The sequence below is a fragment of the Roseomonas acroporae genome (genome assembly GCF_023223525.1).
GTDB classification, from domain to species: Bacteria; Pseudomonadota; Alphaproteobacteria; order Acetobacterales; family Acetobacteraceae; genus Roseomonas_E; species Roseomonas_E acroporae.
In genome coordinates this window covers 1-24037 of record NZ_JALPRX010000003.1, presented here as the reverse complement: position 1 = coordinate 24037, position 24037 = coordinate 1, and the positions used below count along the sequence as shown (strand labels likewise).

The window sequence follows — 24037 nt, the reverse complement described above, 5'->3', positions numbered from 1 at the left end:
CAATTACATGGAAAACCGCATGAGCGAGCATCGCATACCGGGACCTGACCCGTCCCTGCTGCGCGCGGAGCTGATGCACGCGATCGATGCGCTCGACGCGCGCCTGGGCGTGCTGGAGGGCCGGCTCGACGAGATCCAGTCCGTGGTCGAACGCCACGGCTTCGTCGACTCCACCGTGCTGAGCGCGATCTCCTCGGCGCATGCGGCGATCCGCGCGGCGACGCGCATGGCCGCCACGGCGGCCTCGACAGGAACCGCCGCCATGGCGCCCCCCGCGGCGGGCCAGGCCGCCGCCCGGACCGACGGGCCGGTTCCGGCACGCGCCGCGCGACGCCTCCCGGCCTGACCCGGGCGCGGGAACCGGACGGCCGATGCGCGTCTCGATCGTCGTCAACACCTACAACCGTGCCGGCACACTGGCGCGGACCCTCGCCTCGCTGTCGCAGCTCCGCTACCGCGACTTCGAGGTGATCGTGGTCGCCGGCCCCTGCACCGACCGCACCGACGCGGTGCTGGAAGGCTGGGCGGGGCTGATCAAGGTGCGCCGATGCCCGGCGGTGAACCTCTCGGCCTCGCGCAACATCGGCATCGCGGCGGCGAGCGGCGAGATCGTCGCCTTCATCGACGACGACGCCATCCCGGATCCGCGCTGGCTGGATGCCCTCGTCGCGGCCTACGAGGACCCCGAGGTCGGCGCGGTGGGCGGCTGGGTGTACGACGCCACCGGCCATGCCTGGCAGACGCGCTACATCGTCTCCGACCGCTTCGGGAATTCGCGCGTCGACCTCGCCGCCGACCCGACCGGGTACTACAACCAGCCCTTCGGCGCCGAGTACTGCTCGCTGCTCGGCACCAACTCCTCCTTCCGCCGCTCGGCCCTGCTGGAGATCGGCGGCTTCGACGAGGAATTCGCCTACTACCTCGACGAGACCGATGTCTGCCTGCGCCTGGTCGATCGCGGCCATGTCGTGAAGTTCGCGCCCGAGGCGCTGGTCCACCACAAATTCGCGCCTTCCCACCTGCGCTCCGAGAAGAAGGTCCCGACCGACCGGTTCCAGATCGTCAAGAACCAGTGCTACTTCGCCTTCCGGCACGGCGCGCCGCTGCTCGGCTACGACCGCGCCTTCGCCTCGGTGCAGCAGTTCATCGAGAAGCACGCGGGCGAGGTGCGCTGGTGCGTCGAGACCGGCCTGCTGCCGCCCGACGCGCTGGCCCGCTTCGAGACCGCCGTCGCCGAGGGGCTCGAGGCGGGGATGGTGCGCGCCATCGCCGGCACGCCCACCCTGCTCGGCCCGGACGCGCCCGAGGACTGCGCCTTCCTTCCCTTCGCCGCGCGCCACGTCGCTCCCGACCGGCGCACCGTCGTGCTGCTCAGCCAGTCCTTCCCGCCCGGCCACGTGGATGGCATCGGCCGCTTCGTCGCGGAGCTGGCGGCGGGAATCGCGGGCCTCGGGCACACGGTCCACGTGCTGACCGTGGCGGCGGACGGGCCGGACCGGGTCGATCTCGAGGACGGGGCGTGGGTGCACCGGCTGCGCGTCGTCCCCCAGCCCGACCGCCCTGCCGAGGTGCCCGGCCATATCTGGGACCGCTCCGCCACCATGCTGGCCGAGCTGCGCCGCATCGCCCGGCAGGACCGGGTGGACGTGGTGCAGGCGCCGGGCTGGGACGTGGAGGGGGTCGCCTTCCTGCGCGCCGAGCTGCCCGGCACGCTGCTCGTGACCTCGCTGCACACGCCGATGGCGGTCGCCGCCGCCAACCATCCGGACTGGATGGTGGACGTGGCCCGCATGCAGGGAACGATCCTGCCGATCATGTGCCTGGAGCGCGAGGCCTTCCTGTTCTCGGACGGGCTCTACGCCAACAGCCGCGCGGTGGTGGAGAGCGTCGAGCGGCTCTACGCGCTGCGCGGCGACCTCGCCCGCATCCCGGCCGAGCGCGTCGCCATCGTGCCGCACGGGCTGCGCGACCGCGCGCCGGGCGCCCAGGCCCCGGCAGCCCCCATCGGCGCCCCCATCGGCGCCCCCATCGGCGCCCCCATCGGCACGGGGCGGCTGCGGGTGCTGTTCGTCGGCCGGCTGGAGCTGCGCAAGGGCATCGACACGCTGCTCGCCGCCATCCCCGGCATCCTGGCCGAGCATCCCGGGGTCGAGTTCGAGCTGGTCGGGCAGGACCACCTGCGCGACGAGGCCGGGCAGACCACCTCGGAGGCCTTCCTCGCGCGCCATGCCGGCGCGCCCTGGCTGGACCGGCTGCGCTTCCTGGGCGAGGTGCAGCAGGAGTTCCTCGATCCCTTCTACGGCCGCGCCGACATCGTGGTGGCGCCCTCCCGCTTCGAATCCTTCGGCCTCGTCTTCCTGGAGGCGATGATGCATGCCCGCCCGGTGGTGGGCTGCGCCGTGGGCGGCGTGACCGAGGTCGTCGAGGACGGCGTCTCGGGCCTGCTGGTGCCGCCCGGCGACGCCGTGGCGCTGGGCGAGGCGCTGCGGCGCCTGATCGCCGACCCGGCGCTGCGCCGCGCGATGGGCAAGGCGGGCCGGCGACGTTTCCGGGAACGCTTCACCGCCGAGGCGATGGCCGCCGCGACGATGGAATTCCACGAGTCGCTGCGCCGCCGGCGCGCGTCGGCGGGGCCGCTCCGCCCCGCCAGGCCGGCGGAGGCCGGCGATTTCGCGGTGCTGCGGCGCTTCGGCATCGCCGATTTCTGGCACACCCAGCCCCTGCGCCGGAGGATCCCCGAACCCTGGTTCGAGATCGCGCTGGACCGCTGGATCGCCGCGCTGGCCTGCGAGGCGTTCGAGCGGGCGCGCGTGGTCCGCGCGTCGCGGCCCTTGCTGGTGCTCGGCGCCGCCGCCTCCCTGCCGGCGGCCGCGGCCATCCTCGGCAGCTTCGTGCCGATGGCGCGGGCGGACCTGCCGCGCCGCGGCCACTGGGCCGCCCCCGGCATGCCGGCGCGCGAGCCCGCCGTGCTCGGCTCGGCCGACGAGAGCTTCGCCGGGGTGGTGGTGCTGGACCCGGTGCGGGGCGATGCCGCCGCGCTCGGCGACATCCTGGCCGAGCTGTGCCGGGTGGTGGCCGAGGGCGGGCTGGTCTGCCTCGCCGTCGAGGACGCCGACCTCGCCGCGCTCCTCGCGCGGGCCGGCGAGGCCGGGCTGCTGGTGCCGCCCGCGCTGCACGCCACGCCGGCGTTCGAGGCGGAAGCGGGCGGCGTGCGCTTCGTCGCCCTGGCGCGCGCCCGCGACCGGCTGCTCGGCCCGACGCTGCCCGCCACCGTCCGGCAGGATCGCCGCTCCTCCGCCGGCCGGCGCCTGCTCGCGACCGGGACCACGCCTTGACCGCCGGCTCCCGGCCGGCGCCCCCTCCCTCCGGCCCGGCTTCCTCCCTTCCGGCCCCATGGCGTGGAGCAATGCAGGCATGACGGCCAGGATGCCGCTTCCCTCGCCGGCCGACGGGAATCCGATGGCCTTCGCCGACGTGGTGGACCGCCCGGACCCGCGCCAGGCGCGACGGGGCGAGGCCGGCGAGGGCGGCGGCGGCTTCGCCTTCTTCCACCTGATGCTGACGGCGGAGCCGGGCGCGCATGTCTGCATCGTGCAGGTGCGGCGCCTGGCGGGCGCCACCACGCCCCGCTTCATCGTGGAGGCGCTGCGGCACGCCGGCGGCGAGATCACCCTGCTGGCGCAGGCGCCCTTCGCCATCGCGGAAGGCTGTGCCGCGCTGGTCTCGCTGACCCTGCTGGTGACGGTGGAGCGCCGCACGCTGCTGGAGCTGCGCGGCTGGTCGGACGCGAACCCCGACCTGTTCGACCTCGCCGGCGCGCTGGTGCTGCGCGCGCCGTCCGACCTGTCCGCCACCGAGGCGCGGCCGGCGGACGAGCCGGTCCTGTTCCGCCGGCACAATCCCGCCTGCGGCGTGGACACGCTGCTGCTGGCCGGCCTGCCCGCGACCCCGGCGGTGACGCTCGGGACGGATGCCGGGGATGGGTTCGAGCCGGTCGTCACCGTGCTCGGCAACGCGGAAGGCTGGCCTCTCGCCTGGCCGGACGGCACCGGCGCGATCCTGGAGCTGCCGGCGAGCGCGCTGCGGGACGGCGCCTCCTGGCGCGACGACGCGGCGGATGCGCGGGTGCGGCCGTTGCCGGCGCGCGAGGTCGCCCGGGCCCTGCCGGCGGCGGGCACGGTGCCACGCCCGCCCGTCATCGCCAGCCAGCCCGCCCGCATCGCGGCGCTGTTCGGGGTGCGGCGGAACGGCGAGACGGACCTGCTGCTGGGCGACGCGCTGGCACGCGCCTTCCCCGACCTGCCAGCCGAGGCGGGCCGGGTCGGCCGGCTGCGTACCGTGCTGGCCAGCGGCACGGTCCCCTCGGCGGACTGGCGTTCCGCCGTGATGGTGGTGGAGGCGGGTCCCGGCGCCGGCGCCGTGCTGCTGGAATTCTGCGGCGTCCGCCGGCATGCCGTGCTCGACCAGCCGCAACGGCGCTACCTCGCCATCCGCTTCGACGACGCGGCGGTCGCGGCCGGGGTGCCGGCGGAGGCGCCGCTGGAGGTGCTGGTGCCGGCCCTCGCCAATGGCGACTCCGCCGGCTCGGAGCTGGTGCTGTCCGGCTGGTTCGACCATTACCCGCGCCATCTCCAGCCGGCCTCGGCGCTGCGCTTCGCGCCGGGCAGCCGCCACAAGGCCGGCTCGGACGACATGATCGTGCTGGAATCGGGCGGGGTGCTGGTGCCCGAGGCGGCCCGGGCCGCGCTGGTGATACGCGGGCACGACTGGAGCGGGCTGGTCTTCCTCCGCCGCGGCGACCTCGTGAACGCCGCGGACCTGTACCGCGCCGCGCCGCAGCAGGGGCTGATCCTCGGCGCGAGCTGCGACGTCGTGTTCGAGGCGGACACGGTGACCCCGGACACGCTGCCGCGCCTGCTGCGCACCTTCGAGAACGTGTTCGCCTGACGGAGCGGCCCGCCGGAGGGCGGGCCAGTCAGGCGGGGCGACGCCGTTCCGGAGGCGGCGGCCCGTGGCGAACCGCCGTCACGGGTGCGTGATGGTGGTGCCGACGCCTTTCCCGCAGGCGCCGCGCGGTCCGTAATCCGCGTGCAGCCCGGCGGGCCGGAACAACCGGCCGAAGACCGGGCCGGAGGAACGGACCGATGGAATTCGGCTACTTCACCATGCCCTCGCACCCGCCCGAGCGCGGCTTCAAGGCGGGGCACGACTGGGACCTCCAGACCCTGCGCTGGCTCGACGAGCTGGGCTATGCCGAGGCCTGGATCGGCGAGCACCACACCGCGCCGTGGGAGCCGCACCCCTCGCCGGACCTGCTGGTGGCGCAGGCGCTGCTGCAGACGAAGCGGCTGCGCATCGGCCCCGGCGGCTTCCTGCTGCCCTACCACCATCCGGCGGAGCTGGCGAACCGCATCGCGGCGCTCGACCACCTTTCCGAGGGGCGGCTGATGTTCGGGGTGGCGGCGAGCGGCCTGCCCTCGGACTGGGCGATGTTCCATGTGGACGGCACCTCCGGCCAGAACCGCGAGATGACTCGCGAGGCGCTGGAGATCATCCTGAAGCTGTGGCGGGACCCCGCCCCGTTCACCGTGGAGGGCAAGTACTGGACGGTGACCAAGCCCGCGGAGATGTACGGCTTCCTGCGGCCGCATCTCTACCCGGTGCAGCGGCCGCACCCGCCGATCGGCGTCGCGGGCCTGTCCAAGAATTCCGACACGCTGAAGCTGGCGGGGGAGCGCGGCTTCCTGCCGCTCTCGCTGAACCTCAACCCGGCCTACGTGAAGAGCCACTGGGATTCGGTGGAGGCGGGCGCCGCCAGGGCCGGCCGCACGCCGAGCCGGCGCGACTGGCGCCTGGTGCGCGAGGTGATGGTGGCCGAGACCGACGCCGAGGCCTGGAAGCACTCGGTCGGCGGCATGATGGGCCGGATGATGAGCGAGTACTTCCTGCCGCTGCTCGGCAATTTCGGCTTCAAGGACTACCTGAAGCACAGCCCGGAGGTGGCGGATTCCGACGTCACCATGGAGTACTGCGCGAAGCACAACTGGCTGGTCGGCTCGCCGGCGACGGTCGCCGAGAAGATCGAGCGCATCTGGCACGATGTCGGCGGGTTCGGCTCGCTGCTGGTGTTCGGCTTCGACTACAGCGAGGCGCCGGCGGTCTGGCACAACTCGCTGCGGCTGCTCCAGGAGGAGGTGATGCCGCGCATCCGTCACCTCGACATCGAGGTGAAGGCGGCGGCATAGGGAGGCGGCCCCGCCGCCTCTTCCCCCGCCGCCTTTTCCAGGGAGGGCTTTGCCCTCCCAAGGGCCCATCGGGGGTATCCGCCCACCAAAGGGCGAAGCCCCTTTGGGAAACCCCCTTGGTTCCTGGCCTCGCCCGCCCCGGCGTTCGGGCACAAACGAACGGGGTCTGGGGCCTCCCCCATCTTCCCCTTGGGCCCCGGCGGGATGGTCCAGGAAGGGCGGCGCCCTTCCTGGCGGGGTCCGGGGCGGAGCCCCGAAGAGGCGCCCGGTTCAGACCCCGAGCACCCGCCCCGCCACCGCGTCCAGCTTCGCCAGCAGCGCCACGTCGCGCTTCTCGGGCGCCGTGATCAGCGCGTTGTCCAGCGCCCGGTCGCAGCCCGCCGGGCACGGGCCGCGCGGCCTGCCCAGCGCCGGCACCACGGACTTCACCAGCGCCTTGGCCTTGTCGGCGTTGCCGAGCAGCACCTTCACCACCGCGTCCACCGTCACCGCGTCGTGGTCCGGATGCCAGCAGTCGAAATCGGTCACCATGGCGACGGTCGCGTAGCAGAGCTCCGCCTCGCGGGCGAGCTTGGCCTCGGGCATGTTGGTCATGCCGATCACGTCGCACTTCCACTGCCGGTACAGCTCGCTCTCGGCCTTGGTGGAGAATTGCGGCCCCTCCATCACGAGATAGGTGCCGCCGCGCGTCACCGGCAGGCCGACCTCGCGCGCCGAGGCTTCCAGCGCGTCGCCGAGGCGCGGGCAGACCGGGTGCGCCATCGAGACATGGGCGACGCAGCCGCAGCCGAAGAAGCTCTTCTCGCGCGCGAAGGTGCGGTCGATGAACTGGTCCACGATCACGAAGTGCCCGGGCGGCAGCGCCTCGTTGAGCGAGCCGACGGCGGAGAGCGAGATGATCTCGGTGACGCCGGCACGCTTCATGGCGTCGATGTTGGCGCGGTAGTTCAGCGCCGAGGGCGGCGTCGGGTGGCCACGGCCGTGGCGGGGCAGGAACACGCAACGCACGCCGGCGAGCCGGCCGAACAGCAGCAGGTCGGAGGGCTCGCCCCAGGGCGTCTCCACCTGCCGCCATTCCCGCTCCTCCAGCCCGTCTATGTCGTAGAGGCCGGAGCCCCCGATCAGGCCGATGACGGGTTCGATGATGTCGGGCATGGCGGGGCTCCGTGGCGGGTCTGCTGCACCGGGTGGTGGTGGCCGGGAGGATGGGATTCCGGCGCGCCTCTTACACCAACCCGGCCGGCGGCGCGCTCTCGGCCGCGTGACGCCGTGCCGCGCCCGCCGCATGGCGGCGCGCCGGCGGCCCCGGCCCGGCAGCGGGGCAGCCGCGGGGCGGACGGCCGGCCCGCCGGGCGCACGCGACCGGCGGAACACCTCGGTTTCCCGGCGTTACGCACCGATCCGCCCACAGGGTCGTCCCCAGAATCTGGGGATAAGTCATCTGGGGATAAGTCGCCCCTCGCGGGCGACCTCGGTCCGGTCGGGGGCGCGGCTTCCCGCGAGCCTTTGCGCCGGGATCGGCCGCGTGCCCCGGGCGCCTTCTCCCGCCGGCGATCCGCGAAGGCGGGGGCGCGGCCCGGCGGATGGCGGCGAGCGGCGGCGCCAGGGGGATCGCCAGGGGATCGGCCCGAGGGATGGGCTACTCTCGTCGCCGGCGCCCTGGCCGCGCCGGCCTGCCGACATGGGGCATGCCGGGCCACCGGCGCGGGATCTGGCGCCTGCAAGGCGACGCCTGCCCGTCCCCGTGCCCGTTCCCAGCCATGTTGCGCGGACGATCCCGCGTTGCACGGACGATCCCGCCGGGAGAGCGAGCCGGCCCGGCCCCGCCTCGACGCGGGGCCGCCGGCGCACCACATGAATGGCCAGGACCAGGCCGCCATGCGCCGCCCGATGCTCCATTCACCGGCTCCCCACCCAATGGCTCCCCACCGGCCCCTGCCGCCCCCCGCTGCCCTGCCACCGCCCGGACCCGCCGCATGAACCAACTCGCCCCGCTGCCGATGCTGTTCAGGCCCGCCCGCCGCCCCGCCCCGCCGCCGGGCCGGCGGCTGGAGGTGGTCAGCCCGTTCGAGCCGAACGGCGACCAGCCGACGGCGATCCGGGACCTGGTGGAAGGGCTGGAGCGGCAGGAGCGGGACCAGGTGCTGCTGGGCGTCACCGGCTCGGGCAAGACCTTCACCATGGCCAAGGTGATCGAGGCGGTGCAGCGGCCGACGCTGATCCTGGCGCCGAACAAGACGCTGGCGGCGCAGCTCTACGGCGAGATGAAGTCCTTCTTCCCCAACAACGCGGTGGAGTACTTCGTCTCCTACTACGACTACTACCAGCCCGAGGCCTACGTCCCGCGCACCGACACCTACATCGAGAAGGACGCGCAGATCAACGAGCAGATCGACCGCATGCGCCACTCCGCGACGCAGGCGCTGCTCGAACGCTCCGACGTGGTGATCGTCGCCTCCGTCTCCTGCATCTACGGCATCGGCTCGGTCGAGACCTACAGCCGCATGGTGGTGAAGCTGGAGCGCGGCGGGCGGATCGACCGCGACGTGCTGGTCAAGGGCCTCGTCGAGCAGCAGTACCGGCGCAACGACACCGCCTTCCAGCGCGGCACTTTCCGCCTGCGCGGCGAGACGGTGGACATCTGGCCGAGCCATCTGGAGGACCGCGCCTGGCGCGTCTCGCTGTTCGGCGACGAGATCGACGGCATCCGCGAATTCGACCCGCTGACGGGCAGCGTCGAGGGCGAGCTGGAGCGCGTCTCGATCTACGCCAACAGCCACTACGTGACGCCGCGCCCGACGCTGATCCAGGCGATCCGCGACATCAAGGCGGAGCTGAAAGGGCGCCTCGCGGAACTCGAGGCCGAGGGCAAGCTGCTGGAGGCGCAGCGCCTGGAGCAGCGCACCACCTTCGACATCGAGATGATGGAGACCACCGGCGTCTGCAAGGGAATCGAGAACTACTCGCGCTACCTCTCCGGCCGCGCGCCGGGCGAGCCGCCGCCGACCCTGTTCGAGTACCTGCCGGAGAACGCGCTGCTGATCGTGGACGAGAGCCACGTCACGGTCCCGCAGATCGGCGGCATGTACAAGGGCGACTTCGCGAGGAAGTCGATCCTGAACGAGTTCGGCTTCCGCCTGCCCTCCTGCATGGACAACCGGCCGCTGAAATTCGAGGAGTGGGACAGCTTCCGGCCCGAGAGCCTGTTCGTCTCCGCCACCCCCGGCCCCTGGGAGATGGAGCGCACCGGCGGCACCTTCGCCGAGCAGGTGATCCGCCCCACCGGGCTGATCGACCCGGTCTGCGACATCCGCCCCGTCGAGGGCCAGGTGGACGACCTGCTCGCCGAGTGCCACGCGGTGAAGCAGCAGGGCGGCCGCGTGCTGGTCACGACGCTGACCAAGCGCATGGCCGAGGACCTGACCGAGTACATGGTCGAGGCCGGCATCAAGGTGCGCTACCTGCACTCCGACATCGACACGCTGGAGCGCATCGAGATCATCCGCGACCTGCGCCTCGGCGTGTTCGACGTGCTGGTCGGCATCAACCTGCTGCGCGAGGGGCTCGACATCCCGGAATGCCGCCTCGTCGCCATCCTCGACGCCGACAAGGAAGGCTTCCTGCGCTCCACCACCTCGCTGATCCAGACCATCGGCCGCGCCGCGCGCAACGCCGAGGGGCGGGTGATCCTCTACGCCGACCGCATGACCGACAGCCTGCGCCGCGCGCTGGAGGAGACGGAGCGCCGCCGCGCCAAGCAGCAGGCCTGGAACGCCGAGCACGGCATCACGCCGCAGACCATCCAGCGCCAGATCTCCGATGTGCTGCAGAGCGTCTACGAGCAGGACTACGTCACCGTCGAGGCGGTGGAGGGCGAGGAGACGGCGAATTTCGTCGGCAAGGACCTGCGCGCCTCCATTGCCGAGCTGGAGAAGCAGATGCGCGCCGCCGCCGCCGACCTCGAATTCGAGACCGCGGCGCGGCTGCGCGACGAGATCAAGCGGCTGGAGGGGCTGGAACTGGGCCTCGCCCCCAACCTCGCCGGGCGCTCGCTGCAGGAGGCGACGCCGCGCGCCGACTGGAAGCCGAAGCCGCTCGGCCCTGGCGGCGGCGGCTACGACCCGGAGAAGGCGAAGCGCCGCGGCGGCGCGCGGCGCGGCGCGAAGCGGGGCTGAGCGCGCCGGCCGGCGGCCCCCCCGTCCCGGCCCCGCGACACGATGACTTTCCCGTAGCGTCGTCGCGGCCACGCAACCCGTCCCCGCCTGCCTCGCTCTGGCCGTGCCGAACCCGCTTCGGCACGCGCGGAACGATGCACGGAGCGAGATGCCAGTCAGGCCCGAGCCAGGCAGGGACGGGAAGCACGGCGCCGCGCCACGCGCCGCCCTCGACATGGCCGCGATCGCGGCGCTGGTGTTCCTGGCCGGCGCCACCGATGCCCTGATGGTGACGCACAGCCGGGACCTGCTGGCGGTCTACATGACCGGCAACAGCTCGAAGCTGGCGCATGCCCTGGCCAGGGCGGACTGGCGCGCCGCCGCGCCGATCGCCACGGTGATCCTGTGCTTCGTCGCCGCGACCACGCTGGCGGCGCTGCTCGGCCGGCATTGCGGCCGCTGGCGGCCGGCCGTGGTGCTGCTGCTGGTCGCCGCGCTGCTCGCCGGCGCGGTGCCGCTGGCGGGGGAGAAACTCCCCATCCTCGCCCTGCTGCCGATCGCGGCGGCGATGGGCGCGATCAACCAGGCGCGCGGCGACGATCCCGGCGTCACCTTCGTCACCGGCGCGCTGGTGCGGCTCGGCCGCGCCCTGGCGGAAGGCAGCGCGGCAAAGGCCGGCGCCGGCCTGCTGCGCTGGCTCGCCCTGCTCGCCGGCGCTGCGGCCGGGGCGCTGCTCGACGCGCGGCACGGCCCCGCCACGCTGCTGTTCGTCGCGGCGGGCGCGGCGATCGGCGCGGCGCTGGCCGCGCTGCGTGTCGTGATGCGCGGCGGTGCGGCCGAGGCGGGCTGAGCGGCGTTGAGGCCGCCGAACCCGGAGACCTGCCATGCCAGAACGCCGCCCCGATCCCGCCGCCGGTCCCGCGGCGGGCCCGCATGGCCCCGGCACGCCGGGCGGCCCCGCCCTGCCCGCCCCCGGCCGCGCCCTGCCGCCCGCGCCGGTCGATCTCGGCCGCGTCGCGGAAGGCCGGGTGGAATTCGAGAACTGGAAGGGCGAGGCGGACCGCCCCTCGCCGCCGCCGCCGGCGCCGCTGCCGCCCGCGCAGCGGGTCGGCTTCGCCGTCATGGGCCTCGGTCGCCTGGCGCTGGAGGAGATCCTGCCCGCCTTCGCCGAGTGCGGGCTGGCACGGCCCGTGGCGCTGGTCTCGGGCCGCCCGGAGAAGGCGCGGGCCGTGGCAGCGCAGCACGGCATCGGCCGCGAGCACGTCTACGGCTACGACGACATCCACCGCCTGCGCGACGATCCGGTGGTGCGGGCGGTCTACGTCGTCACGCCGAACGGGCTGCACCGCGACCATGTGCGCGCCGTGGCGGCGGCCGGGAAGCACGTGCTGTGCGAGAAGCCGATGGCCAACACGCCGGACGAGGCGCGCGACATGATCGCCGCCTGCCGCGATGCCGGCGTGAAGCTGATGGTCGCCTATCGCTGCCAGTACGAGCCGTTCAACCGCGAGGCCATCCGCCTCGTGCGGTCCGGCGCGCTCGGCGCGGCGCGGCTGATCGAGGCCAGCAACACCCAGGTGCAGGGCACCGGCGCGCAATGGCGGCACCGGGCGGCGCTGGCCGGCGGCGGCGCGCTGCCGGATATCGGCCTCTACTGCCTCAACGCCGCCCGCGCCGTGCTGGGCGAGGAGCCGGTGTCGGTGTTCGCCAGCATCGTCAACCCGGTGGGCGATGCGCGCTACGCGGAGGTGGAGGAGACGGTGGCCTTCACCCTGCGCTTCCCCTCCGGCGCCATCGCGCAGTGCGCCACCTCCTACGGCGCGCACGAATCGAAGGACATGCGCATCCGGCTGGAGAAGGGCTCGATCGAGCTGGAGAACGCCTTCGCCTATCGCGGCCAGCGTTTGCGCGTGGCGCGCCGCGCCGGCGACAACGAGGCGGTCGAGGAGGTGCGGCTCGGCGCGAAGAACCAGTTCGCGCTGGAGATCGACCACTTCGCCGAGTGCATCCTGCGCGACGCCGCGCCGCGCACGCCGGGCGAGGAGGGGCTGCGCTACCATCTGGTCATGGCGGCGCTGTACCGCTCGGCCAGGGAGGGCGTGCCGGTCCGGCTGGAAAGCTGAGCTGAGCCTGGCCGACCTCAGGCCGACCCGCCGCCATCCACCACCAGCGCCTGCCCGGTGAGGTTGCCCGCCCCCGCCGAGACGAGGAAGGCCACCGCTTCCGCGACCTCGGCCGCCGTCGTCACGCGGCCGGTCGGGGTGCCGGCGGCCGCCTCCGCCGCGGTCATGCCCAGCTCGCGCCAGCGCGCCTCGGCCATGCCCGTCGCGACCCAGCCGGGGCAGACCGCGTTCACCGTGATCCGGCGCGGCGCCAGGCGCAGCGCCAGCGCCCGCGTCAGCCCCACCACGCCGTGCTTGGCGGCGCAGTACGCCACCTGGTCCGGCACGCCGCGCAGCCCCAGCACCGAGGCGATGTTGACGATCCGCCCCGCCCCGTCCGGCAGCAGCCGCTCGGCCGCCTTGCAGCAGCGCCAGGTGCCGTCGAGGTTGGTGGAGAGGATGCCGCGCCACGCCGTCTCGTTCGGGTCCTCCTCGGGGTCGGCGCCGGCGGTGCCGGCGGCGTTGACCAGCACGGCGAGCGCCCCGCCCAGCCCCGCGAACAGCGCCCGCACCGATTCCGGATCGGCCACGTCGAGCGGCGCGTGGCGGCAGCCCGCCGGCAGCGGCGCCGCCGGCGGCCGGCGGGAGGCCGCGACCACGGCATGGCCCCGCGCCGCCAGCGCCCCGGCCACGGCGAGGCCGATGCCGCGCGTGCCCCCCGTCACCAGCGCGAGGCCGCTCACGCCGCGGTCGTCCCGCCATCGACCGGCATGACGATGCCGGTGACGAAGCTCGCATGGTCGGAGAGCAGGAAGGCCACCACGGCGGCGATCTCCACCGGTTGCGCGAAGCGGCCCAGCGGCACGGCGGCGGCGTAGGCGTCCGCCGAGCCGGCCGCGAAGCTCTCCGGATACCTCTCCGCCAGCTCGCCGATCACGCGGCGCAGCATCGGCGTGTCCGTGCTGCCCGGCGCCACCGCGTTGAAGCGTACGCCGCGCCCGCCCCAGTCCAGCGCCGCGCTGCGCGTGAGCTGCGCCAGCGCCGCCTTGCTGGCGCCGTAGGCGGCGCTGACCTTCTTGCCGATCAGCGCCTGGTCCGAGGCCACGTTCACCACCGACGCACCCCGCCCCGCCGCCGCGCTCTCCAGCAGCGCCGGCAGCGACGCCTGGAGGATGGCGAAGGGCGCCAGCAGGTTGATCCGCATGATGCGCTCGGCCTCGGCGAGCGGCGTGTCGAGCAGGCTGCCGAGGCAGGTGGCGCCGGCATTGTTCACCACCCCGTCCAGCCCGCCGAGCCCGCCGATCGCGGCCGCCACCGCCCCGGGCAACGCCTCCAGCCGTTCCAGGTCGACCTCCGGCAGGTCGAGCCCGGCCACGGCGGCGCCGCTCGCCGCCAGCACGGCGGCGATGGCCGCGCCGATGCCGCCGCGATGCCCGGTGACCAGCACCCGCTTTCCCGCCAGCCCGGCCAGCCTCGGCGCCTGCCTTCCGGTCGTTCCGCCGCCCATGGCACCCTCCCGCAAACCGCCGCCGCGCCTCCGGCGTTGCATGGCGGAAACGCCGCAGCCCTAGAGCCGATCCAGCCTGACTGTATCAGGCCGGAACGGCTCTAGCCTTTTGATTTTTCGCATTTTCCGAGCCGCTGAGCGAGGACGCTCAGCTTGAAAATGCTCTAACGCACCAGACGCAACGCACCAGTTCCAACGCACCAGTCCAGGGAAAAGCGCGCCATGGCCGAATACACCAGCCGCATCGCGATCGATCGCCCCGCCGGGGCGGTGTTCGGCTTCGTCTCGGAGGTCGCCAACATGCCACGCTTCCTGCCCACCGTGCGCCGGGCCACGGCGCAGGGGCCCGGGCGCGTCGTCATGGAGGGCGAGTCGCACGGCCATTCCTATCGGGCCGACGGCTGGATCGAGGCCGACGCGGCGGCACGCCGCCTGCGCTGGGGCTCCGACGGCGAGCACGACTATGCCGGCACGCTCGACGTCCACCAGCGCGGCGGCAGCCACAGCGACGTGGAGGTGCGGCTGCATCTCACCGCCCCCGGTCGCGACTTCCCGCGCGAGGCGGTGCAGGCCGAGCTGGAGGAGGCGATGCAGCGCCTCAAGCAGACCCTGGAAAACGAGGCGCAACCGCCGGCGAGCGGCCCGGTGTCGCTCGACCCGGACCATCGCGTCCGCGACGATGCGGAGACCCGGGACAGCCGTCCCTTCGGGCACAGCGCGACGATGAATCCGGGCGATCTCTGAGGGCGGCGGGGGCTCAGCGCGCCGGCCGGGGCGCCTGGCTGCCCGCCTCGTCGCGCGTCGGCGGCGGGCGCCGGCCCTGCGCGCCGCCGGCCGGGGCGGTGGCGTTGCCGGTGGTGCTGGAGCCGGGGACCGGGGTGGTGGGCGTGGTCGCCACCGCCTGGCCCGTGTCGGGACCCGCGGCGCGGGGTGGCGTGGGGGCGGTCTGCGCGTGGAGGCCGGCGGGCAGGAGCAGGCCGAGGAACAGCAGCGTGCGGGCGGACAGCCGGGCGATCGGGTCGGGTCGCATCGTTTCCTCCATGCGCTTTATTAACTTTCCTTCCCCACGCTCCATCTCCTACCTCTGGATCGTCAAGCAGGTTCAGGCTGCCCCGCCCAGCGGCCGCGCACAAGGAACCGCGAGGACGCGCCCCGGGGAGAGTCACGCCATGTGTCGCCTGTTCGTGAGCCAGGATCCGAAGACCTATGCCGCCGAGACGCGGGCCATCCGGCTGCACGGCCATGCCACCTCGATCCGCCTGGAGGCGGCATTCTGGTCGATCCTCGAGGAGATCGCCCGCAAGGAGGGGATGAGCGTCGCCCGCTTCGCGGGCGTGTTGCACGACGAGATCACGGCCCGCCACGACGATGTGGGCAATTTCGCTTCCTTCCTGCGCGTCACCTGCATGCATTACCTCGCCAACAAGGAGCAGCATGCGTGCGAGGTCGGGGCGCGGCGGGACGCCGTCCGGCGCGCGCCGCTCGCCGAGGAGCATGCCCTCGAACGGATCGCCGGCGATCGGCTGCGCGTGCCGGCCTGAGGCCGGCCTGCTGTAGCCCGATACTACCAGATCCTTCCCGACCTCCCCTAGCCTGACGCGCAACAAGGCAGGGAAGAGCCGATGGGGATGCGCGTTCGGATCGCGGGGCCGCTGCTGGCCCTGGCATGCGCCTGGGGCGCGCCACCGGCCGCGGCGCAACCCGCGCCCGGCGCCGCGGCGACGCCGGACGGCGCCACGCTGTTCCGCCGCCAGTGCATGGCCTGCCACAGCGTCAATGCCGGCGATCCGCCGCGCCAGGGCCCCAACCTCGCCGGCGTGTTCGGCCGCAAGCCCGGCAGCGTCACGGGATTCCGCTACTCCGCCGGATACGCCGCCGCCGACTTCGTCTGGGACGAGGCGCATCTCGATTCCTACCTCGCCAACCCGCAGGCCGTGATTCCCGGCAGCGTCATGGCCTACCGCCAGAACAACCCCGCGACACGGCAGGTCATCATCGCCTGGCTGAAGGAGCAGAACTGACCATGGCCAAGCTGATCCACGCCATGATCCGCGTCCTCGACGAGGAACGCTCGACCACCTTCTACCGCCGCGCCTTCGGGCTGGAGGTGGCCGAGCGCCTGGCCTTCGACGGCTTCACGCTGGTCTACATGAGCAACGCCGAGACGCCGTTCGAACTGGAGCTGACGATCAACCACGACCGCACGGCGCCCTACGACCTCGGCAACGGCTACGGCCACCTCGCCGTGACGGTGGCGGACATCGAGGCCGAGCACGCGCGCCTCGCGGCGGCCGGGCTGGAGCCGGGGCCGGTGAAGCAGCTGGCGCATGGCGGCCGGCCGCTCGCCACCTTCTTCTTCATCCAGGATCCGGACGGCTACCGGATCGAGGTGCTGCAGCGGCGCGGCCGCTACCTCTGACCGGCGCGCCGGCCAGCCACCCTGCCGCCCGACCACGACAACAAGAACGTAGGGGACGTACCATGAGAGTGATCGACAAGCGGGCCCGGCTCGGCCGCCGCCTGTTCCTGCGGAGCGCCGCGACCGCCGTGCCGGCGACGGCGCTGGCCACGGCCGGGATCGACGCGCCGGCCGAGGCGGCGAACGCCGAGGTGCTGAAGCCGGACACCATGGCGACCCTGGTGCGGATGAGCCGCGACCTCTACCCGCACGACCGCCTCGCCACGCGCTACTACATCAAGGCCTGCGCCACCTTCGACGAGAAGGCCGCCGCCGACGCCACGGTGCGCGCCATGCTCGACGAGGGCGCCGCGACGCTGGACGCCGCGTCGCAGGCGCGCTTCCGCCGCGCCTATCGCGACGTGCCGCAGGAGACGGACCGGGTGGCGCTGCTGGAGGGCATCCGCGAGACGCCCTTCCTCAACAAGGTGCGCTCCGACCTCGTCGTCTCGCTCTACAACCAGCCCGACCTCTGGCAGCGCTTCGGCTACGAGGGCTCCTCCTTCGAGCACGGCGGCTACATCAACCGCGGCTTCGACGACATCGACTGGCTGCCGCAGAGCTGAGCCGGGGAGGAAGGCATCATGGCACAATTCGACCTGAACGACGACGGCGTCGTCGTCATCGTCGGCTCCGGCGCGGGCGGCGGCACGCTGGGCAACGAGCTGGCGCAGCGCGGCATCAAGGTGGTGATCCTGGAGGCCGGCGCCCGCAACGAGATCCCCGACTTCATCAACGACGAGTGGGAAAGCTTCGCCCAGCTCGCCTGGACCGACATGCGCACCACCGGCGGCACCTTCCGGCTGGCCAGGGACTTCCCCAACCTGCCGGCCTGGATCGTGAAGTCGGTGGGCGGCACCACCACGCACTGGGCCGGCGCCTCGCTGCGCTTCCAGGCGCACGAGTTCAAGGTCCGCAGCACCTATGGCGAGCTGGCCGGCGCCAACCTGCTGGACTGGCCGCTGACCCTGGCCGAGCTGGAGCCCTGGTACGACCGCGCCGAGAGCAAGATGGGCGTGACCGGCACGCACGGCATCCCGCGCCTGCCCGGCAACAACAACTTCAAGGTGATGGCGGCCGGCGCGGCCAAGCTCGGCTACCGCGAGGTCCACACCGGCAACATGGCGATCAACAGCCGGCCGCGCGACGGGCGGGGCTCCTGCCAGCAGATCGGCTTCTGCTTCCAGGGCTGCAAGTCCGGCGCCAAGTGGTCCACCCTCTACACCGAGATCCCGAAGGGCGAGGAGACCGGCCGGCTGGAGGTGCGCCCCAACGCCATGGTCGCGCGCATCGAGCACGACGACGCCGGCAAGGTGACGGGCGTGCTCTACGTGGACGAGGGCGGGCGGATGCAGCGACAGCGCGCCCGCGTGGTGGCGGTCGCCGGCAACTCGCTGGAGAGCCCGCGCCTGCTGCTCAACAGCGCCTCCTCGAAATTCCCCGACGGGCTCGCCAACAGCTCCGGCCAGGTCGGGCGCAACTACATGCGCCACACCACGGCGACGGTGTACGCGGCCTTCGAGCGGCCGGTGCACATGTTCCGCGGCACCACCATGGCCGGCATCATCCGCGACGAGTCGAAGAACGATCCCTCGCGCGGCTTCGTCGGCGGCTACGAGATGGAGACGCTCTCGCTCGGCCTGCCCTTCATGGCCGCCTTCGTCAACCCGGGCGCCTGGGGCCGCGACTACGCCAGCATCCTCGACGACTACGCCAACCTCGCGGGCATGTGGATCGTGGGCGAGGACATGCCGCAGGCCGACAACCGGATCACCCTCGATCCGCACGAGAAGGACAGGAACGGCCTGCCCGTCGCGCACGTCGCCTTCAGCGACCATCCCAACGACGTCGCCATGCGCGAACACGGCTTCCGCCAGGGCTCGGCGGTGTACGAGGCGGTGGGCGCCACGCGGGTGATCCGCACGCCGCCCTATCCCTCCACCCACAACCTCGGCACCAACCGGATGAGCGAGCGGCCGCGCGACGGGGTGGTGAACCGCTTCGGACAGACGCACGACATCCCGAACCTGTTCGTCTCGGACGGCAGCCAGTTCACCAGCGGCGCCGGCTGCAACCCGACCCTGACCATCGTCGCGCTGGCGATGCGCCAGGCCGAGCACATCGCGGAGCGGATGGGCCGGCGGGAGATCTGAGCGCAGGCGGCCGGCGCCCGGGCATCGGGCGCCGGCCGGAGATGCGGCAGGCCGAGGCGTGGCGGATCGGGCTCAGAACAGCCCGTGGATCTGTCCGTCCGCGTCCAGCCCGATCTGCTCGGCCGCCGGGCGCCGGGGCAGGCCCGGCATGGTCATGATGTCGCCGCACACCGCCACCACGAAGCCGGCGCCGGCCGAGAGCCGCACCTCGCGCACCGGCAGCACGTGCCCCTCCGGCGCGCCGAGCAGCGTCGGGTCGGCCGAGAAGCTGTACTGCGTCTTGGCGATGCAGACGGGCGAATCGCCGAACCCCGCCGCCTCGAACCGCTCCAGCCGTGCCAGCACCGCCTGCGGCAAGGCGATGTCGGCGGCGCGGTAGATCTCGCGCGCCACGGTGCGGATCTTGTCGGCCAGCGCCATGCCGTCCGGGTAGAGGGGGCGGAAATCGGCCCGCCCCTCGGCGATGCGCGCCAGCACGGCGCGGGCGAGGCCGGCGGCGCCGGCGCCGCCCTCGGCCCAGTGGTTGCAGAGCACCACCTCGGCGCCGAGGGCCGCCATCGCCTCGCGCACCGCCTCCACCTCGTCCGCCGTGTCGCCGGTGAAGCGGTTCAGCGCCACCACGGCCGGCACGCCGAACCTGCCGACGTTCTCGACGTGCCGGGCGAGGTTCACCACGCCGCGCCGCACCGCCGCCACGTCCTCGCGCCCGAGATCGGCCTTGGCGACGCCGCCATGCATCTTCAGCGCCCGCACCGTGCCGACCACGACGCAGACCGCCGGCCGCAGCCCGGCCATGCGGCACTTGATGTCGAAGAACTTCTCGGCGCCGAGATCGGCCCCGAAGCCCGCCTCCGTCACCACCACCTCGGCGAGCTTCAGCCCGAGCCGCGTCGCGACCACGCTGTTGCAGCCATGCGCGATGTTGGCGAAGGGGCCGCCATGCACCAGCGCGGGCGAGCCTTCCAGCGTCTGCACCAGGTTGGGCGAGAGCGCGTCGCGCAGCAGCGCCGCCATGGCGCCGTCCGCCTTCAGGTCGGCCGCCGTGACCGAGGAGCCGTCGCGACGCTGGCCGATGACGATCCGCCCGAGCCGCGATTGCAGGTCGGCGAGGTCGCGCGAGAGGCAGAGGATCGCCATCACCTCGGAGGCGACGGTGATGTCGAACCCGTCCTCGCGCGGGAAGCCGTTGGCGACGCCGCCCATGCCGACCGTCATGCCGCGCAGCGCGCGGTCGTTCATGTCGAGCGCCCGGCGCCAGGTGATGCGGCGGGCGTCGAGCCGCATCTCGTTGCCCCAGTAGAGGTGGTTGTCCACCATCGCGGCCAGCAGGTTGTTGGCGGCGGTGATGGCGTGGAAGTCGCCGGTGAAGTGGAGGTTGATGTCCTCCATCGGCACCACCTGGGAGCGCCCGCCCCCCGCCGCCCCGCCCTTCACCCCGAAGCAGGGGCCGAGCGAGGGCTCGCGCAGGCAGATCATGGTGCGCGTGCCGAGCGCGTTCAGCGCGTCGCCCAGGCCGACCGTGGTGGTGGTCTTGCCCTCCCCCGCAGGCGTCGGGTTGATGCCGGTGACCAGCACCAGCGCGCCCTCGGGGGCCCCGTCCGGCCGTCCGGCGAGGTCCCGGACCGCGTCGAGGGCGATCTTCGCCTTGTACCGGCCATAGGGGACCAGCGCCGCCTCGGGGATGCCGGCCCGCGCCGCGATCTCCGCGATCGGCCGCATGGGCACGCTGCGTGCGATTTCGAGGTCCGTCGCCAAGCCTGCTCCCCCGCGCTCCTGCCCCGCCGGGATAAAGGCGGGCGGCGGGGCAGACAAGCACGCCGGATGCCAGCGGCACCGCGGCGGGGCCGGGCCGGAGCGGCGGCCGGGCGGCCGTGACGGCGGGGTGACAGGCGCCCGGGCCGGGCGCAGCATCGGGCGGCATCGCCGGCCGGCACCTTCGGCCCCCGGGAACGTTCAGGCACGCATGTCCAACAGCCCCTGCATCGACATCTGCCGCTACGACGAGGCCACCGGCTGGTGCTACGGCTGCGGCATGGAGAAGAAGGAGAAGAAGGCCTGGAAACGGGAGCCGGAGCGCCGCGACGCGATCGCCGCCGCCCTGCCCGCCCGCATCCTCGCCCTCGCCCAGGCCGGCCACCGCACCGGCAACCTGGCGAAGAAAAAGAAGAAGTAGCCGGCCGCCGCCTTCGCCCCCTCCCCGTCTCCCGCTCGCCCTCCCCGTTCACCACCCCCTTCACCACCCCCCGTTCACCACCCCCTGGGCAATCCCGGACACCGACGGCATCCTGCGGCCGGGAACGTCCGGGAAGACCTGCATGCTCAACGACCAGAACCACGCCGCGCTCGGGCGGCGCGGCCTGCTGCGCGGCGCCGCCGCGCTCGGCGCCGCCAGCCTCGCCCTCCGCCCCGCCGGCGCCGAGGAGGCCTGGCCCGGCCGCCCCGTCACCGTGCTGGTGCCCTTCGTCGCCGGCGGCTCCTCGGACGTGGTGGCCCGCGCCATGGGCCAGCGCCTGCAGCAGGGGATCGGCCAGCCCGTCGTGGTGGAGAACCGCCCCGGCGCCAATGGCGAGGTCGCCGCCCGCGCCGTGGTGCGCAGCGCGCCGGACGGGCACACCCTGTTCCTCGGCTCGATCGGCGTGTTCGCGATCAACGCGGCGCTGCGGCCGAACCTGGGCTACGACCCGGTGCGCGACCTCGCGCCGGTGACGCTGGCCGTCACCACCCCCAACGTGCTGGTGGTCAACCCGCGGCAGGTGCCGGCGACCGACCTTGCGGGCGTGATCGCCTGGATGAAGGCCAATCCGGGTGCCTCCTACTCCACCAGCGGCGTCGGCTCCTCGGACCAGCTCACCATGGAGCTGTTCAAGCAGCGCACCGGCACCGAGTCGACGCATGTCCCCTACGGCGGCGGGGCGGCGGCGCAGACCGACCTGATCGCGGGCAACGTGCAGCTCTCCTTCCAGAACCTCGGCTCCGTCACCGGCCACATCGCCGGCGGTCGGATGCGGGCGATCGCCGTGACCTCGCGCGAGCGCCACCCCGCCCTGCCCGACGTGCCGACCATGATCGAGGGCGGCGTGCCGGATTTCGAGGTGACCTCCTGGCAGGCGGTGATGGCGCCGGCCGGCCTCGCCGGGCCGCTGCTGGAACGGGTCAACGCGGCGGTGGTGACGGCGCTGCGCCACCCGGAGACGGCGAGGCGGCTGGGCGAGATCGGCTTCGCCGTGGTGGCCGACAGCCCGGAATCCTACCGCCGCTTCCAGCAGGCCGAGATCGACCGCTGGCGCGAGGTGGTGCGCCGCGCCGGCATCCGGGCGGAATAGGGCCGGAATCGCCCGGGGACCGTGCCCCGCGGACGGAGGACGCCGGGGCGGATCGCCCTGGGCCGCCAGCCCCGCGGCACGGCCCCGCCCGGCGAGAACGGTCGGCGCGGATCGCGCCGGCCGCCCGGCCGCGCAGGCCTGGCGGCGCGATCCGTCGTAGCGACCCCTTAACCGCTGCCACCCGATGATGCCGGCGCGCCCGCGGGGCGTGCCGACGGAACGGGTGCGGACAGGGGACGATGCCGGAAACCAGCAGGCTGCCACGGGTGGCCGTGATCGTGTTGAGCGGCCTCGACCACTTCGCCGGGGACCTGCCCGTGGCGCTGGAGGAGACGGGGCGGCTGGAGGCGCGCAGCTTCCGCAGCCATGCCGGCATGGGCAGCGCGCACGCGGCCGTGGCGGCCGCCCTGGCCTGGGCCGACGACCCGGCACGGGACTCCGTCTGGTTCGAATTCTGCTGGCCGACCTTCTTCCCGGCGATCCGCGACACCGACTTCGCCGGCCGCCGCACCGTGGTGCGCATCCATCGCATCGAGGCGCAGGACACCAACCACGTCGCCGACGCGCCCTGGGAGAAGCTGACCGACGCGGTGGTGGTCAGCGACGCCATGCGCGAGGCGCTGCTGCGCCGCGTGCCCGGGATCGGCGCGACCACCGCGGTCCACGTGGTGCGCAACGGGCTGGACCTGGACCGTTTCCGCCCCTCGACGACGCCGCCGGACCCGTTCCGCATCGGCTGGTGCGGCTCGATGATCCTGCGCAAGAACCCGATCCTGGCGCTGGAGATCCTGCACGGGCTGCGCCGGATCGAGCCGCGCTGGCACCTGCACCTCGCGGTGAAGGGGGGCGACCCCTTCGTGGCCGACCTGCTCTGCGACCTCGTGCCGAAATTCGGCCTCGCCGGCGCCGTCCGCTACGACGGCGAGCTGCTGCCCGAGGAGATGCCCGCCTGGCACGCGGCCAACCGCGTGCTGCTCTCCACCAGCCTGCACGAGAGCTTCGGCTACGCCATCGCCGAGGCGGCGGCCTGCGGCTGCGACCTCGCCGTGTTCGACCATCCCGGCGCCGCCGAGGCCTGGCCGGAGGCGGTGCGCTTCGTCCAGGCCGAGCGCGCGATCGACCTGATCCTGAACGCCGCCCCCGGCCGGTGGCGCGAGCACGTGGCGATCCACTGCTCCCTCGCCGCCCAGGCCGGGGCCGCCGCCGCCGTGCTGCTCGCCCCGCGCCCCGCCATCGCCGGCGCCCCCGCCGTGCGGCGCGATGCCCCCGCCGCGCGCGCCGACGTCCCGGTGGTGCCGCTCGCCCATGGCGCCTGGCGCGGCCGCTTCGTGCTGCGCGACGGCAACGACCACATCCAGCGCTGCGTCGCCGCCAGCGGCGGCTTCTACGAGGCGGAGATGCTGGAGGACCTGCGCGGCCGGCTGCCGAGCGGCGGCAGCTTCGTCGACGTGGGCGCCAATGTCGGCAACCACGCGCTGTTCGCCGCCGGCGTCTGCGGCGCCCGCGTGCTGGCCTTCGAGCCGAGCGCCGCCCTCGCCGCGCATTGCCGCGAGAACCTCGCGGAGAACGGCCTCGCCGGGCGTGCCGAGGTGCTGCGCAACGGCGTCGGCGACCGGGCCGGGCAGGCCCGTCTCGTCCACGGCCCCGCCGGCAATGCCGGCATGACCCGGCTCGACGACATGATCGAGACGGGGGCCGAGGCAGGCGCCGACGCGGCGGCGGAGACGGTGGGCGTCGTCCGGCTCGACGAGGTGCTGGCCGAGCGCGGGCTGGTGCCCGACGTCATCAAGGTGGACGTGGAGGGCATGGAGGCGGCGGTGCTGCGCGGCGCCGAGGAGACACTGCGCCGGCATTCCCCCACCCTCTACGTCGAGGCGGCGGACACGGCGGCCTTCGCGCGGGTGGAGGCGGTGCTGCGGCCGCTCGGCTACCGGGCGCGGACCCGATTCAACGCGACGCCGACCTTCCTCTACCTGCGCGAGCCTCCGGTCGGCGCCCCGGGCGCCGCCGGGGCGGACGGCGCGCGGGCCGCCTAGAGCGGATCGCCGGCGGGCGGCTACACCCGGCGGCGATCCGCTCTAGAGCCGTGGCGGCC

General features: G+C 73.7%; 21 protein-coding genes. 16 read left to right on the top strand and 5 right to left on the bottom strand.

Annotated features, from left to right (window positions below; all coding sequences use genetic code 11):
- The first annotated feature begins 19 nt into the window (after positions 1-19).
- The 4 genes from M0638_RS00950 (at position 20) to M0638_RS00935 (ending at position 6245) form a co-directional block, all read left to right on the top strand.
- Positions 20-346, top strand: a complete 327-nt coding sequence (locus M0638_RS00950) for a hypothetical protein (RefSeq protein ID WP_248665076.1) — start codon at positions 20-22, stop codon at positions 344-346.
- Between the two features lie 25 nt (positions 347-371).
- A complete protein-coding gene (locus M0638_RS00945; protein ID WP_248665075.1) occupies positions 372-3335 on the top strand; it encodes a glycosyltransferase in 2964 nt (987 codons plus the stop codon).
- 79 nt (positions 3336-3414) lie between these two features.
- Positions 3415-4947 (top strand): hypothetical protein, encoded by a 1533-nt coding sequence (locus M0638_RS00940; RefSeq protein ID WP_248665074.1) that lies wholly within the window; start codon positions 3415-3417, stop codon positions 4945-4947.
- Between the two features lie 197 nt (positions 4948-5144).
- Entirely contained in the window at positions 5145-6245 is a 1101-nt protein-coding gene (locus M0638_RS00935; protein ID WP_248665073.1) for an LLM class flavin-dependent oxidoreductase, read from the top strand.
- A 270-nt stretch (positions 6246-6515) separates the two neighbouring features.
- On the opposite strand, the gene M0638_RS00930 is transcribed toward M0638_RS00935, so the two are convergent.
- Positions 6516-7400: an S-methyl-5'-thioadenosine phosphorylase gene (locus M0638_RS00930; protein ID WP_248665072.1), complete on the bottom strand. Its 885-nt coding sequence runs from the start codon at positions 7398-7400 to the stop codon at positions 6516-6518.
- A gap of 821 nt (positions 7401-8221) precedes the next feature.
- Here M0638_RS00930 and uvrB point away from each other — a divergent pair.
- The 3 genes from uvrB (at position 8222) to M0638_RS00915 (ending at position 12522) form a co-directional block, all read left to right on the top strand.
- Positions 8222-10420 carry an excinuclease ABC subunit UvrB gene (gene uvrB / locus M0638_RS00925; RefSeq protein ID WP_282571764.1) on the top strand — a complete coding sequence of 733 codons (2199 nt, stop codon included), beginning with the start codon at positions 8222-8224 and terminating at the stop codon, positions 10418-10420.
- Positions 10421-10568: 148 nt separating this feature from the next.
- Positions 10569-11249, top strand: a complete 681-nt coding sequence (locus M0638_RS00920) for a DUF1275 family protein (protein WP_248665071.1) — start codon at positions 10569-10571, stop codon at positions 11247-11249.
- A 34-nt stretch (positions 11250-11283) separates the two neighbouring features.
- Entirely contained in the window at positions 11284-12522 is a 1239-nt protein-coding gene (locus M0638_RS00915) for a Gfo/Idh/MocA family protein (RefSeq protein WP_248665070.1), read from the top strand.
- A gap of 17 nt (positions 12523-12539) precedes the next feature.
- On the opposite strand, the gene M0638_RS00910 is transcribed toward M0638_RS00915, so the two are convergent.
- Entirely contained in the window at positions 12540-13244 is a 705-nt protein-coding gene (locus tag M0638_RS00910) for an SDR family NAD(P)-dependent oxidoreductase (RefSeq protein ID WP_248665069.1), read from the bottom strand.
- On the bottom strand, positions 13241-14008 hold the full coding sequence (locus M0638_RS00905) for an SDR family NAD(P)-dependent oxidoreductase (RefSeq protein WP_248665068.1): 768 nt from the start codon (positions 14006-14008) through the stop codon (positions 13241-13243). Before M0638_RS00905 ends, M0638_RS00910 begins: the two co-directional genes overlap by 4 nt.
- A gap of 222 nt (positions 14009-14230) precedes the next feature.
- Here M0638_RS00905 and M0638_RS00900 point away from each other — a divergent pair, with 222 nt between their 5' ends.
- A complete protein-coding gene (locus M0638_RS00900) occupies positions 14231-14752 on the top strand; it encodes an SRPBCC family protein (RefSeq protein ID WP_248665067.1) in 522 nt (173 codons plus the stop codon).
- A 13-nt stretch (positions 14753-14765) separates the two neighbouring features.
- On the opposite strand, the gene M0638_RS00895 is transcribed toward M0638_RS00900, so the two are convergent.
- Complete coding sequence (locus M0638_RS00895; protein ID WP_248665066.1) at positions 14766-15038, bottom strand: hypothetical protein; 273 nt, start codon at positions 15036-15038, stop codon at positions 14766-14768.
- Positions 15039-15177: 139 nt separating this feature from the next.
- On the opposite strand from M0638_RS00895, the gene M0638_RS00890 reads away from it, so the two are divergent.
- The 5 genes from M0638_RS00890 to M0638_RS00870 all read left to right on the top strand — a co-directional run bounded on the left by M0638_RS00890 (position 15178) and on the right by M0638_RS00870 (position 18619).
- Positions 15178-15549, top strand: a complete 372-nt coding sequence (locus M0638_RS00890) for a ribbon-helix-helix domain-containing protein (protein ID WP_248665065.1) — start codon at positions 15178-15180, stop codon at positions 15547-15549.
- Positions 15550-15630: 81 nt separating this feature from the next.
- Entirely contained in the window at positions 15631-16029 is a 399-nt protein-coding gene (locus M0638_RS00885; RefSeq protein ID WP_248665064.1) for a c-type cytochrome, read from the top strand.
- Between the two features lie 2 nt (positions 16030-16031).
- A complete protein-coding gene (locus M0638_RS00880) occupies positions 16032-16427 on the top strand; it encodes a VOC family protein (RefSeq protein ID WP_248665063.1) in 396 nt (131 codons plus the stop codon).
- A 62-nt stretch (positions 16428-16489) separates the two neighbouring features.
- Positions 16490-17032 (top strand): gluconate 2-dehydrogenase subunit 3 family protein, encoded by a 543-nt coding sequence (locus M0638_RS00875; protein WP_248665062.1) that lies wholly within the window; start codon positions 16490-16492, stop codon positions 17030-17032.
- Positions 17033-17050: 18 nt separating this feature from the next.
- Positions 17051-18619 carry a GMC family oxidoreductase gene (locus M0638_RS00870; protein ID WP_248665061.1) on the top strand — a complete coding sequence of 523 codons (1569 nt, stop codon included), beginning with the start codon at positions 17051-17053 and terminating at the stop codon, positions 18617-18619.
- Positions 18620-18691: 72 nt separating this feature from the next.
- Here the strand turns inward: M0638_RS00870 and M0638_RS00865 are convergent, their stop codons facing one another.
- Positions 18692-20374 (bottom strand): formate--tetrahydrofolate ligase, encoded by a 1683-nt coding sequence (locus M0638_RS00865; protein ID WP_248665060.1) that lies wholly within the window; start codon positions 20372-20374, stop codon positions 18692-18694.
- A gap of 208 nt (positions 20375-20582) precedes the next feature.
- On the opposite strand from M0638_RS00865, the gene M0638_RS00860 reads away from it, so the two are divergent.
- From M0638_RS00860 to M0638_RS00850, 3 genes are all read left to right on the top strand, one after another.
- Positions 20583-20792 (top strand): DUF1289 domain-containing protein, encoded by a 210-nt coding sequence (locus M0638_RS00860; protein ID WP_282571763.1) that lies wholly within the window; start codon positions 20583-20585, stop codon positions 20790-20792.
- A 142-nt stretch (positions 20793-20934) separates the two neighbouring features.
- Positions 20935-21942, top strand: a complete 1008-nt coding sequence (locus M0638_RS00855) for a Bug family tripartite tricarboxylate transporter substrate binding protein (RefSeq protein WP_248665059.1) — start codon at positions 20935-20937, stop codon at positions 21940-21942.
- A gap of 239 nt (positions 21943-22181) precedes the next feature.
- A complete protein-coding gene (locus M0638_RS00850; RefSeq protein WP_248665058.1) occupies positions 22182-23978 on the top strand; it encodes an FkbM family methyltransferase in 1797 nt (598 codons plus the stop codon).
- Positions 23979-24037: the final 59 nt, after the last annotated feature.

Coding starts and splice junctions, on each gene's coding strand:
- M0638_RS00935 (WP_248665073.1), top strand. CDS start 5,145: ATGGAATTCGGCTACTTCACCATGCCCTCGCACCCGCCCGAGCGCGGC.
- M0638_RS00905 (WP_248665068.1), bottom strand. CDS start 14,008: ATGGGCGGCGGAACGACCGGAAGGCAGGCGCCGAGGCTGGCCGGGCTG.
- M0638_RS00870 (WP_248665061.1), top strand. CDS start 17,051: ATGGCACAATTCGACCTGAACGACGACGGCGTCGTCGTCATCGTCGGC.
- M0638_RS00885 (WP_248665064.1), top strand. CDS start 15,631: ATGGGGATGCGCGTTCGGATCGCGGGGCCGCTGCTGGCCCTGGCATGC.
- M0638_RS00895 (WP_248665066.1), bottom strand. CDS start 15,038: ATGCGACCCGACCCGATCGCCCGGCTGTCCGCCCGCACGCTGCTGTTC.
- M0638_RS00890 (WP_248665065.1), top strand. CDS start 15,178: ATGTGTCGCCTGTTCGTGAGCCAGGATCCGAAGACCTATGCCGCCGAG.
- M0638_RS00875 (WP_248665062.1), top strand. CDS start 16,490: ATGAGAGTGATCGACAAGCGGGCCCGGCTCGGCCGCCGCCTGTTCCTG.
- M0638_RS00945 (WP_248665075.1), top strand. CDS start 372: ATGCGCGTCTCGATCGTCGTCAACACCTACAACCGTGCCGGCACACTG.
- M0638_RS00920 (WP_248665071.1), top strand. CDS start 10,569: ATGCCAGTCAGGCCCGAGCCAGGCAGGGACGGGAAGCACGGCGCCGCG.
- M0638_RS00930 (WP_248665072.1), bottom strand. CDS start 7,400: ATGCCCGACATCATCGAACCCGTCATCGGCCTGATCGGGGGCTCCGGC.
- M0638_RS00855 (WP_248665059.1), top strand. CDS start 20,935: ATGCTCAACGACCAGAACCACGCCGCGCTCGGGCGGCGCGGCCTGCTG.
- uvrB (WP_282571764.1), top strand. CDS start 8,222: ATGAACCAACTCGCCCCGCTGCCGATGCTGTTCAGGCCCGCCCGCCGC.
- M0638_RS00950 (WP_248665076.1), top strand. CDS start 20: ATGAGCGAGCATCGCATACCGGGACCTGACCCGTCCCTGCTGCGCGCG.
- M0638_RS00880 (WP_248665063.1), top strand. CDS start 16,032: ATGGCCAAGCTGATCCACGCCATGATCCGCGTCCTCGACGAGGAACGC.
- M0638_RS00850 (WP_248665058.1), top strand. CDS start 22,182: ATGCCGGAAACCAGCAGGCTGCCACGGGTGGCCGTGATCGTGTTGAGC.
- M0638_RS00900 (WP_248665067.1), top strand. CDS start 14,231: ATGGCCGAATACACCAGCCGCATCGCGATCGATCGCCCCGCCGGGGCG.
- M0638_RS00915 (WP_248665070.1), top strand. CDS start 11,284: ATGCCAGAACGCCGCCCCGATCCCGCCGCCGGTCCCGCGGCGGGCCCG.
- M0638_RS00860 (WP_282571763.1), top strand. CDS start 20,583: ATGTCCAACAGCCCCTGCATCGACATCTGCCGCTACGACGAGGCCACC.
- M0638_RS00940 (WP_248665074.1), top strand. CDS start 3,415: ATGACGGCCAGGATGCCGCTTCCCTCGCCGGCCGACGGGAATCCGATG.